7 protein-coding genes and 1 tRNA gene are annotated in these 11,922 nt (G+C 39.3%); 4 read left to right on the top strand and 4 right to left on the bottom strand.

All coding sequences use genetic code 11. The features are described from left to right. The first annotated feature begins 38 nt into the window (after positions 1 to 38). The gene (locus CBM24_RS00410; protein WP_088159794.1) at positions 39 to 2,528 is read left to right on the top strand and encodes a TonB-dependent receptor; all 2,490 of its coding nucleotides are present in this window, start codon (positions 39 to 41) and stop codon (positions 2,526 to 2,528) included. A 188-nt stretch (positions 2,529 to 2,716) separates the two neighbouring features. On the opposite strand, the gene CBM24_RS00415 is transcribed toward CBM24_RS00410, so the two are convergent. Then, on the bottom strand, positions 2,717 to 5,233 hold the full coding sequence (locus CBM24_RS00415) for a family 20 glycosylhydrolase (protein WP_088159795.1): 2,517 nt from the start codon (positions 5,231 to 5,233) through the stop codon (positions 2,717 to 2,719). 140 nt (positions 5,234 to 5,373) lie between these two features. Here CBM24_RS00415 and CBM24_RS00420 point away from each other — a divergent pair. From CBM24_RS00420 to CBM24_RS00430, 3 genes are all read left to right on the top strand, one after another. Continuing rightward, positions 5,374 to 5,445, top strand: a tRNA-Glu gene (locus tag CBM24_RS00420). A 325-nt stretch (positions 5,446 to 5,770) separates the two neighbouring features. Beyond that, on the top strand, positions 5,771 to 6,643 hold the full coding sequence (locus tag CBM24_RS00425) for a phosphotransferase (protein ID WP_232475811.1): 873 nt from the start codon (positions 5,771 to 5,773) through the stop codon (positions 6,641 to 6,643). 82 nt (positions 6,644 to 6,725) lie between these two features. Further along, positions 6,726 to 7,361 (top strand): carbonic anhydrase, encoded by a 636-nt coding sequence (locus CBM24_RS00430; RefSeq protein WP_088159797.1) that lies wholly within the window; start codon positions 6,726 to 6,728, stop codon positions 7,359 to 7,361. A 185-nt stretch (positions 7,362 to 7,546) separates the two neighbouring features. On the opposite strand, the gene CBM24_RS00435 is transcribed toward CBM24_RS00430, so the two are convergent. From CBM24_RS00435 to prfB, 3 genes are all read right to left on the bottom strand, one after another. Then, on the bottom strand, positions 7,547 to 8,848 hold the full coding sequence (locus CBM24_RS00435; protein WP_088159798.1) for a nucleotide sugar dehydrogenase: 1,302 nt from the start codon (positions 8,846 to 8,848) through the stop codon (positions 7,547 to 7,549). Positions 8,849 to 8,882: 34 nt separating this feature from the next. After that, positions 8,883 to 10,328, bottom strand: coding sequence for a glycosyltransferase (locus CBM24_RS00440; protein WP_198386009.1), 1,446 nt, complete (start codon positions 10,326 to 10,328; stop codon positions 8,883 to 8,885). A gap of 452 nt (positions 10,329 to 10,780) precedes the next feature. Beyond that, positions 10,781 to 11,864, bottom strand: a protein-coding gene (gene prfB, locus CBM24_RS00445; protein ID WP_157698327.1) for a peptide chain release factor 2 whose coding sequence is annotated in 2 segments (ribosomal slippage) — positions 10,781 to 11,803 and positions 11,805 to 11,864 — 1,083 coding nt in all. Because the reading frame shifts where the segments join, the coding sequence is not laid out codon by codon here. Positions 11,865 to 11,922: the final 58 nt, after the last annotated feature.

The raw sequence follows: 11,922 nt of genomic DNA on the forward strand, positions 1-11,922 counted from the left end.
TTTAGAATAATTAAAAATAATTACCCAAAATTATTAACATGGACAAACACTTACTAGCTCTTGCTTCTACATTTTTAATCGGAGGTGCAGTATATGGTCAAACCTCGGGAATCGTCAAAGGTAAAGTCGTCGATACACAAAATAATCCTTTAAGTTCAGTAACCGTTTCAATCGGAGATAAAAAGGTCCGTACAGACCATAGAGGTCATTTTAGACTACATGGCATCGACCAAAATACGGTGATTAAATTCACTTATATGGGCTACCAAACAACCGTTATTGATTATGTTTTTAGCACGAAGAGCCCTGAAGTGATTATTGATCCAATTACCCTAGTGAGCAATGAGCAGGCGATTGATGAGGTGGAAGTGTTTGGTGAACGCAACAAAAAGCCAAAAGGCTTGGAAATGATTACACGTATGCCATTAAAACCTTCGGATCAAATTCAGAGTATTTCCGTCATCTCCAATAAGGTAATTCAAGATCAGGGTATTCTTACGTTGACGGATGCTGTAAGAAATATTCCGGGTGTAACCTTATTCGGTTCTTATGGCGGTGTTAAAGAATCTTTGTCAACACGTGGTTTCAGAGGGGTACCTGTCTTGAAGAACGGTGTGCGGATTGACTCTCAATTTCAGACTGCATCTGGAGTCGTTGATATGCAAGGTGTGGAGTCTATTCAAATGATTAAAGGGTCTGCTGCGGTTACGCAGGGTGTTATTACGGATATCGGTAATGCAGGAGGGGTAATTAATGTGGTCACTAAAACTCCTAATTTCACGAATTCTGGAGAGATTGGTGTCCGTGCGGGAAGCTGGGGGCAATTCCGCCCAACCTTTGATTTCCAAACGGTACTGGATAAGAAAGAGACCGTTGCTTTTCGAATGGATGGCGCTTATGAACGTAGCGATAGCTACCGCAAAAGTGTATCCTCTAACCGTGTTTATCTAAATCCATCCTTAGCTTGGAAACCAACGGATAAGACGACAGTTACTTTGGAGGGTGATTATTTTAATGATAATCGTACGCCCGTTAATTCCGCAGTCAATTTAAATCCTTCACAAGGGGTGAATGCGCTATATGTTATCCCGAACAATAAGTTTTTGGGCTTCAATTCCGATAATAATAATACAGAGATGAAGAGCTTTATGGCCCAGATCAATCATGAATTGACCGATCGCTGGAGCATCAGAGCTTCTATTGCAACGTCCTCTTATCAGGTTGATAACCAGTCATCTTCTTCTTCATTGATTAAAGACGATGCAAAACAATATAACACATTCTCGCGCTCAATGAGCAAAAGCCTGCGCGATGACAAGAATAAAACTTTTCAGTTTGACTTGATCGGAAAAGATCTTTATACGGGTAAAGTAAAACATTTGGTTCAGGCAGGGGTGGATTATCGTATCGCTGATGCGACAACAACTTCTTTTGCAGGAAAATTAAGTCCACTGGAGAAAAATGTTCTTTTGAAAAAAGCCGATCAAAATAGTAATGTAATTGATATTATTGATATTCACGGCGATTGGGTAAATGATCTATCCGAGGTTGTCTATGTCGATTCTTTGGGAAACCAGCGAAAAGGAAAGCAAATCGCCTACACAGCTGGAACGCCTGTGCGAAGTTATTATTCTTCTATAGGATTTATGGGGCAGGACGTTATTGAATTTAATAAATACATTAAGGCTGTATTAGGTTTACGTTATTCCGAAATTACAACAAAAGATTTCACATCAAACGGTAATAAAAGGGAGTCTGCATGGAATCCAATGGCGGGGGTGATTTTTACGCCATTTGAGAATTTTAATGTATTTGGGTCTTATACAAACTCAACGAATTTAAGGAATGCTGCGAATCCATTAACCGATGGTACAGCAGCAGGTGCTTCTAAAACCGAACAATTTGAAGGGGGGATTAAATCCGATTGGCTGAATAATCGGTTACGTTTCAATTTAACCTATTTCCATATTTATACCTCTAACTTGACCAACGCTGAGTATACACCGGGCACTAATGTTGCTACAGGATTATACTTTAAGGCAGGGGATCTGGTACGCGATGGAATTGAGGCTGAGTTGAACGGTCGTGTATTGGAAAATTTAACAGTGATGTTGGGCTATGCCTATTTAGATGCGCGATATAAAAATTCACCTTCTTATATGGATGGATCGGCACCGATGAACGCGCCAAAACATACGGCAAATGCATGGATACAATATGTATTTCATCAAGGAGCTCTTCGGAACCTGAGTTTAAGTGCGGGCGTTTATTATGTTGGAGACCGACCTGTCAATGAATATAGCTTAACGCCAAATGGACATGGCGAATATTATGGTACAGAACCTTTCAATATGCCAGCTTATACCACATTAAATGCACAGGTGGGATACAAATGGCGCAAATTTGATGCGAAAGTATTTGTAAATAATATCACCAATGAGATTGGATTGAATTCATACTTCCGCGGTGGTTTTATTAATCAGATCGATCCAAGAAATGCTGCTGTTGCATTGAGTTATAAGTTTTAAGGATACAATATCTGTATAAAACAGAAGGGCTGTCCAACTTCTTTTGGACAGCCCTTTTTTTATTCTATTTTGCCTTTATCAGCTTAAGTGCCAGTTCAAGCAGTCGATTTTTGAAGTGACTGATGTTATCTTAGGCAGCTTTTTTTATTGTCAACGGCCAATAGCATCCATCATCTTGAATCCCGATATTAATAGCTAATCACATCACCTGATCGTCCTTTGGCATCAAATACCTTAAATAAGTATTTCTTTCCGGTTTGGAACGGTATTGGACCGTTCACAAGTTTAGATTTCAAAGTTGGCGTAGTGCCGTTTTCGCTATAATAGACTTTGAAACCGGGATAATCGGTATTGATAAGGAGTTGGCTACCCTCTTTCTTGATTCCAATTTTAGGAAGTCGATAGGTGTAGCCTCCATTTACCCGATCCAGTTTTCTCAATTCATCCTCACCTAATTTTTTGATAAAGGAGGTATACGATTTACGATAAGTGGCCTCGTCAAAAGAGTTTCCTTTTTCCCAGGTTTGTTCGGGTGCCCATGCGCGGTCAGCAATCGCTATTAAACGTGGAAATATCATTTCCTCAAGGCGCTGGTCAGTAGATACCTTTTCTGCCCATAAGGCACCTTTGATACCGAGGAGGTTTTTCTTCCCTTCCGCTGTAAGCTGTTCTTTATTGGTGTATGCCTCTGGTCTAAGATCTTTTCCGGTGTCATCCTTGCGCAGATTGATGAAGAAATTTTCAGGAGAAAACGAATAAGTTCTATTCAGATTAACCGTACCGACCCAACTGTGTCCTGGATCAGCAAAATCGCGGTCCCAAGACATGTCCAGGTAGTTGTTTGCAGCACTCGTATAAACAACTTTATATCCTGCATTTGCCAATCGATAGGCGAGGTCTTCCTGTCCTTGGCCCGGGAGATTGTTCCATACGTTCAAATGGATGCCGGATTTTCCTAGATCGGCATTGACAACCATGCCTTTTCCTTTATTGCGCATACCCATTTCTTCCCATCCAGACATCGTTAACCCTTTTTCTTGAACAAGGGTATTAATTTTGGTAATATACAGTGGCCATACATCGAGTACATTGGCGATATTATTTTCCTTCATAAAGGCCGATACCTTTGGCGATTTTTCCCAAACACCACTTGGCGTCTCGTCGCCCCCTAAATCGATAATTTTCAACGGAACTCCAGCTTGATCATGCATCGCTTTGATTTCATCGATCACCTTGCTCAGGAAGTGATAGGTTGAAGGTAGGGCAGGGTTCATGACATTGTCATTCCAGTTTTGTGCAGAATTGTAAACGGATTTGTCCTCTGCATCGTCCAGCAGGAATTCCTCCGCCTTCTGTTTATCGCCAAGGTTTGAGTAATGTGCAAAGCGCGCGCGCATTGCTTTGATCGCTGCGCGGGCATGACCAGGAGTTTCTACCTCGGGTATGACGTCTATATGTCTTGCCTTTGCATATTTTAAGATTTCGATGTAGTCAGCAACACTGTAGAATTGATGCGATTTGGCTGTCGCTCCAGAACCATAAGCAGACTGTATTGCCTTTCCATCTTCAAAATTAGCCGAACGGTTGGCTCCGATAGTCGTTAATTCGGGTAGGGCTGGAATTTCCAATCGCCAACCTTCGTCGTCAATGAAGTGGAAATGGAACTTGTTCAACTTGTAAGAAGCCATGAGATCCAATATTCTTAAAACCTCGGCTTTGCTATGGAAATTACGGGCAGCATCCAGCATAAATCCACGGTACCCATAGCGCGGGCTATCTTCAATGTTGCAGAATGGTAATGTGATCGATTTTATGCCTTTGTTCCATTGACTGTGATTGATCAACGATTTTAACGATTGTATGGCATAAAATGCACCAGCTTTATCTGATGCTTCTATTCGTACACCTTTAGCACCAATCGTCAAGTGATAGGATTCGGGCTTTAAGTTGTTTGCTTTGACAATCTCAATGCCGCCTTGTGGACTGGATGAAGCTGCTAGCTTAACGCCTGAATAGCTGGTCAGGAAATATGTCAGAAAGCCTCCTTCGCTAGCAAATTCATGGTCAATAAAAAAATTTGTACCTGTCGATAGGTTGAATTTTTCGTTATTATTGATGCTGATATTGCTTGGTAAAGGGATGATATGCTGTGCTGCTATACCCTCTACCAGCTTATTTTGATCGTATTTAAAAGCAAAGTAAGCTGTTTTTTCAGCGTCCGACTGGGGAGCAATTTTAACCGCAGAATAATCCGAAATATTTGTTGCAAGCCCGGTCTTATTATTTTTTAGGTATAGACCAATTGGCCCATCCGTATAATTGACCAGTCCAGTCGTGATAAAATCGATGTGGACTGTATCTTGCGCATTTAATAAAAAGTTATTTTTCTTAAAGCTAACCTGAAAGAGATCTCCGTTTCGGTGGTCTATCGCAAAACGTTTGTCGACCTTATCGGGATCGATAGATCGGATAAAATTAAACCAGAGGCTCCAGTCGTTGAGTTGAACAGCACTTTTTCCTTTGTTTTTTAAAATTAGGGTGGATACCGGATTTTTACGGATATTCTGTCCGTCTTTGACCTTCCAGGTGAGTTGCAGTTGATCTGCGATAGCGCTCGATTTCTGGGCATAGGCTTCCTGACTTAATAAAGCCAAGCCTAGTCCGGCATAGAGTAGCGGTTTTTTGATTTTTTTAAAATTAGTCATGTTGGTTACTTTTTCAATGACTCTAAATATAGCTATTCTAGAGGGTTTTATGATCTATTTCAAAAAAAATGAATAAAAAAAAGATAAAAATTTTGACACATTTATAAATATTTCTATATTTGCACACCGAAACAGAAAACGGCCCGTTCGTCTAGGGGTTAGGACGCAAGATTTTCATTCTTGAAACAGGGGTTCGATTCCCCTACGGGCTACAGATCGAAAGATTAAAACTTAAAAAAGCTTGCAAATCATATTGCAAGCTTTTTTTTGCTATTAGTATCTACAAAACCAATATGAACTTCCGGGAACAAAGTGAGTCATAAACAAAAGTTGTAGGGGGATAAAAAATAATCTGCTATTGATCATAACCCTGAATGGAAAAACATCCTTCATCAACGAAACTATAAATTTAACGTAAAAAAAATGACAACATTTCCGGTTATAGCCTCTACTCTTTCTGCCAAACAATTAGGAGATTTTGTGAAAGATAGATATGGCCTAGACGACAAATACAATTGTACCCTATTCAGAACAGGAATGAATCACACGTATTTTCTTTCCAACACCGAAACGAAATACGTTTTGCGAGTTTATAGTCATAATTGGAGGTCAAGAACCGAAATTATTGAAGAGCTTGAACTTCTGAACTCATTGAAGAATGAAAATTTAAGTGTTTCTTTTCCAATTGAAGATAAAGACGGAGCATACATTCAAGAAATAAATGCGCCTGAAGGAATCCGATATGTTGTACTTTTTTCCTTTGCTCAAGGGGAGAAAATTCGATTTATGGACAAGGAAACTTGTTTTCGAATAGGTTCTCTAATGGCAAATATGCACAACCATACCGAAAACAAGAATATTAACCGTGTGTCTTACAATAAGAAGTCTCTTATAGAACTACCTTATGCGTATTTACAACAATTCTTTTCAGACAAGTTGCCAGAAATGGAATTCATCGAGGGGTTTGGCAGAAATTTTCAAAATTCAGATTTTGATAATACAAAAACCGGAATTATACATATGGATATCTGGTATGATAATATGGCCGTTACAGCTGAAAAGGAGATTACGATTTTTGACTTTGACTTTTGTGGAAATGGATGGCAAATTTTAGATGTTGGATATTTCTGCAAACAACTGTTTTTCATAGAATCAGATAAAGAGCAGTATGAATTAAAAATGCAAAGCTTCTTGCGGGGATACCAGAGCAATAGATTTTTATCTGAAAAAGAGCTCAGCTTAATACCAAAAGCTGGCGCATCTATTTTTATTTTTTATCTGGGCGTACAGGCACAAAGATTTGATTGGTCCAACATATTTTTGACAGAAAACTATCTTAAAATGTTTGTTGGAAGAATTAAAGCTTGGATGGATTATTACACAAAGAACGAAGTTACTGGGGCTGTATAAGAAATTACAGGTATTTTCTCCTATTGGTAATTAAAATGTAACGTATTAATTTTACCTTTAATATTCCAAATAATAAAATTTTATGAAGGCACATACGTACGAAACACAATCGACGATTACACCTGAAAAAGCATTAAATTTCCTGAAGGAGGGAAACCAGCGCTTTGTTAATAACCTGAAAGCTAACCGCGATCTACTTGAACAGGTGAACGCTACGCGTGAGGGACAATGGCCATTTGCCGTGGTGCTAAGCTGCATCGATAGCCGTACTTCAGCTGAACTTATATTTGATCAGGGATTGGGCGATATCTTCAGTATCCGGATTGCCGGAAATTTTGTCAATCAAGATATTTTAGGTTCGATGGAGTTTGGTTGCAATGTGGCAGGTTCTAAACTTGTTGTCGTTCTAGGGCATACCAAATGTGGAGCATTAAAAGGAGGATTGGATGCGGCACAGATTGAGGGTATGGGAATGGATAACCTAAATCATTTGATAAATCATTTCGACCCAATCATTAATGAGGTGATCGATAAGGGGGAAGAACGTTCTTCTAAAAATAGTGTGTTGCTTGAAAAACTAAATCAACAGAACATTAAACATGCGATCCGTGACATTCGCAGACAAAGTTCAACGCTTCGTAAACTTGAAGAAGAGGGTAAAATTAAGATTGTTGGCGCAAACTATGACGTTGAGACCGGTAGCGTAAGTTGGTTGTAAGTTGTAGAGACAGACAAATAGGTTTTGTCGTTTATAAAAGATGAACAACCGCAGCTGACTTGACTACCGATTCAACATTGCCGATGGGATATAGTTGTCAATACTAACAAAATCTTGATCTACTTATTACAAATTTAAGTAGATCAAGATCTTATAAAGTAACCGATGTAATCAAAATAAATTCCTTATAGACGAGCATCCACTAATTTTCGGTCGAGTAGGCCCTTGATATCAAAAACAACGGATGGGTTCTTTTTTAAGTTGTTGAGATCCAAATGCAAAAATTCTCGGTGTCCAACGGCAAGTATAACGCTGTCATAATCTGCAGATTCAGGAAGAGATGACAATAGCTCGAGATTGAAATGTGATTTCACATCATCTACATTTACCCATGGATCGTAGACATCTACCTTTAAACCAAACTCTTGGAGGTCATGGATCATGTCAATGACCTTGCTGTTTCTAATATCGGGACAATTTTCTTTGAATGTAATACCTAATACCAGCGCTTTGGCTCCCTCAAATTTGATATTTTTTTGAATCATCAGTTTAACAACTTTTGAAGCAATGAAAGAAGCAATTTGATCATTCACCTCTCTGCCAGATAAAATGACGTGGGGATGATAGCCTAGTTGAGTTGCTTTTTGAGCAAGATAATAAGGGTCCACAGAAATACAATGGCCTCCGACTAAACCCGGTTTAAAACGAAGGAAGTTATATTTTGTACCTGCAGCATCTAACACGTCCTGTGTATCTATGCCCACTCGGTCGAAGATTAGCGCGAGCTCATTCATAAAGGAAATATTTACATCACGCTGCGCATTTTCGATCACTTTGGCAGCTTCGGCAACTTTGATTGAGGGGGCCAAATGTGTCCCGGCTTCAATAATATTTTTATAAAGTCCATCTACCACCAATCCTGCCTCAGGCGTACTTCCGGAAGTCACCTTCATGACTTTTTGAAGTGAATTTACTTTATCGCCTGGATTAATGCGTTCTGGTGAATAGCCAACAAAAAAATCTTGATTAAATTTTAATCCCGAGAAAGTCTCCAAAACAGGTATACACTCTTCTTCAGTACAACCAGGATAAACAGTAGATTCATAGATCACCAAATCACCTATTGTCAAAAGCTCTCCAAGCATTTTAGAAGCTTTTAACAAAGGGGACAAGTCTGGAGAATTATAACGGTCTATCGGAGTTGGGACAGTTACAATATAGACATTTGCATCTGCAATGTCAGCTATAGAATTACTCGCATCATAACCTTTGTTTTGGTTAGATGTATGGAATAAATCTCGCGCCCGTTTTAACTCTTTTTGATCCGTTTCTAGGGTGCGGTCAAGCCCTTGCTTAAGCTCTTCGATACGTGTTTTATTTATGTCAAATCCAATCACCGGGAAAAAATCGGAAAATGCTATTGCTAATGGCAATCCCACATATCCTTGGCCGATGACGGCAATTTTTTTTACCTTAAAATCTCTCATATATAGCTGTAAATATACGTTCTTTGCTTTACTTTTAACCTCTTGTCAACCAACCTCTGCGTCCGGCTGTCGCTATCGCATACGGTGTAATCCAGAATAAGCTGAAGGCATAAAATATACTGTAACTATACGCCCAGAAAGCTTCTTTGGTGTCAGAGTTTTTAGAAGCAAAGAAATAGGCCTGGATGCTGGAAAATATTAAGATACCGACCAACGTTGAGCTTAGGAACATCAATGGATAATGAAATACTGTCCACAGCATCAACAACATCATTGGATAAGACAATAATACTTTTTTCCATTGCATAAGCAATAAGATACGTGCTCCCCATTTAGGTCCCTGACGGAAATTCTTAAATGCAAATTTACTCATCGCAATGTTTTCGCGCACGTTGCTTCGTTCCCAACGGATAAACATCTTGTACAGATTTTTGTAACGTACAGGAGTGTCGGTATAAACGTATGCATTGGATTGAAATAACACATGATACCCCTGTTTTAGGATCATATTGGTCATCGCGCGATCTTCACCGATATCAGACGGTTGCCCCATAAAAGTCTGGTTAATCCAATCCTCCAAACAGTTCATGACAGCCTCTTTACGATAGCCGGACAAGGCTCCTGGTGTACACATGACCGTGCCCAGCATACTTTGCGCCGAACGTACAAACTCAAAGCTGAATACGAAGCTAACATTCAACATACGGGGTATAATCGCTTTTTTGGTATTCAATACACGCACGTTGCCCGCAACTGCTCCACACTCCTTGTTTGTTACAAAAGGACTCGCCATATTACGTATGGTATCCTTTTTAACAATAGAATCACTATCAACCGTAATAAAGATTTCTCCCGTACCTAACTTAAATCCACGGTATAAAGCATGTCTCTTACCCATATTCTTGGGCTGCTGATAAATTTCAACACGATCGCCCAATTCCATTTTGGCACGTTGTATCCAGGCAAAGGTATTGTCCTTACTACCGTCGTCAATGGCAATGATCTGAAGTTTCTTCTCCGGATAATCACTGCTAGCCAAACTATGTAAGGTATCATAGACTAACTGCCCTTCGTTATAAGCCGGAACAATAATCGTACAAGTAGGTAGCTCATCGTCCGATACAGAAGCAATGGGCTTATATTTACGGTGAAGTACAATTAAAAAAATCAAAAAACTGATGGCAATAGCCGCTAAAAGTATCCCGAAAATAATCAAAAATGTTCCGCCAATACTGTCTAAACGTTGGAAACGTAACGCATCAAAATCGGGTTGAAGCATGTATACGCCAAAAACAGACGCAAATAGTATAAAAAAAGTCGCTCCAAAAATACCATATTCTCTTGGACCAAAGTTGCTTTCCTCGTTTTTGCTCACTGTATGATCAGATCGCTTTTCTCCTGCATTTACATCATATACCGCAGGCTGCCATTGTTTGGTCATCTGCTTGGATACGATCGAGTTTTCTTTCATGTAATTCATAACCGTTCTATTTTAGATATACATTCGTTCATTCTATATTTAATCGATACCGCAATCGGTATCATTTGTAATGAAAATATTACGATTGCATAAACGCAAAAGACATGCCTTTATTTTGTGCCAAAAATGATCCGACCGCTCAAACTGTAACGTTCTTGATACAAAAAAGATATAAGTAAGTCGTTTGTTTTCAGTGCTTTAATTTTGATTTGTAATAAAAATCGATTAAAATATAATAACGATATGGGCAGTAGACTTTTAAGGTTTTTTAACATTTGCCTGCTGATTATTAAGAGAATTTGACAATTTTTGTGACAAACTGTGTAGGAAAGGGGGCAATGGGTGGACTGAAGAAATTCAGCTGAAGCCAAATAAAAAAAGCAACAGACAGCACAAAAAAAGACGCCTCGAAAAGAGAACGTCTTCAATATCATCAAGTTTCGAAATCGTCTTTATCCGCCAAATTCCATTAGATAATTTTTTAGAAAATCATTTAGATCACCATCCAGCACAGCTTGTGTATTGGATGTTTCGTAATTGGTCCGTAAATCTTTAATTAACTTGTAAGGATGTAGGACATAATTTCGAATTTGGGATCCCCATTCTATTTTCTTTTTGTTTCCTTCAATAGCAGCGGTAGCTTCCTGGCGTTTACGCATTTCAATCTCATATAACTGTGATTTCAATAAGCGCATCGCATTTTCTTTGTTTTGTAATTGCGATCTGGATTCCTGATTTTTAATAATAATGCCAGTAGGTTTGTGATGTAATCGAACAGCTGTTTCCACCTTATTTACGTTCTGACCTCCTGCACCACCTGAACGGAACGTGTCCCATTCGATTTCCGAATCCTTCACATCAATCTCAATATTATCATCAATCAAGGGATAAACATAAACAGACGCGAAAGAGGTATGGCGTTTTGCGTTGGAATCAAACGGAGAAATCCGAACGAGCCTGTGTACACCGTTTTCTCCCTTAAGGTAGCCATAAGCAAAATCGCCTGATATTTGTAAGGTTACACTCTTAATGCCTGCAACGTCACCTTCCTGCGAATCTTGTTCGGTCACTTTATACCCATTTTTTTCGCCCCACATAATATACATACGCATCAGCATGGCAGCCCAGTCACAGCTTTCAGTCCCGCCGGCACCAGCTGTAATCTGTAAAATTGCATCCAGCTGATCTTCTTCGGCGCTAAGCATGTTTTTGAATTCGAGTTCCTCGACTTGCGCTAAAGCTAGTTTATATTGGTCGTCCACTTCCTTATCACTCGCGTCGCCAGATTGCAAGAATTCATACATGACATAGGCGTCTTCAACCGCCGCTGCAACTTCGTCGAAGTGGTCTGTCCATACCTTTTGGTTTTTTATGGCCAAGAGTATTTTCTCTGCAGCTTTGGAATCATCCCAAAAACTTGCTTCAAGCGTAATAGCTTGATCTCTTTCTATCTCTTCTTTGCGTGCATCGATGTCAAAGATGCCTCCTCAGGGAAGTAACACGATCCCTCAAGTCTTGAATTTGTTCTTTTGTCATATCTGCTAAAGTAGAAATTTTAATTAATAAATTCGTGCTTCTATCGAATAACTTCGCG

The organism is Sphingobacterium sp. G1-14, assembly GCF_002196555.1.
Lineage (GTDB): Bacteria > Bacteroidota > Bacteroidia > Sphingobacteriales > Sphingobacteriaceae > Sphingobacterium > Sphingobacterium siyangense.

What these genes read in the sequence shown, in the direction of transcription:
- CBM24_RS00410 (WP_088159794.1), top strand. Translation starts at nt 39, where the DNA reads ATGGACAAACACTTACTAGCTCTTGCTTCTACATTTTTAATCGGAGGT.
- CBM24_RS00415 (WP_088159795.1), bottom strand. Translation starts at nt 5,233, where the DNA reads ATGACTAATTTTAAAAAAATCAAAAAACCGCTACTCTATGCCGGACTA.
- CBM24_RS00425 (WP_232475811.1), top strand. Translation starts at nt 5,771, where the DNA reads ATGAATCACACGTATTTTCTTTCCAACACCGAAACGAAATACGTTTTG.
- CBM24_RS00430 (WP_088159797.1), top strand. Translation starts at nt 6,726, where the DNA reads ATGAAGGCACATACGTACGAAACACAATCGACGATTACACCTGAAAAA.
- CBM24_RS00435 (WP_088159798.1), bottom strand. Translation starts at nt 8,848, where the DNA reads ATGAGAGATTTTAAGGTAAAAAAAATTGCCGTCATCGGCCAAGGATAT.
- CBM24_RS00440 (WP_198386009.1), bottom strand. Translation starts at nt 10,328, where the DNA reads ATGAATTACATGAAAGAAAACTCGATCGTATCCAAGCAGATGACCAAA.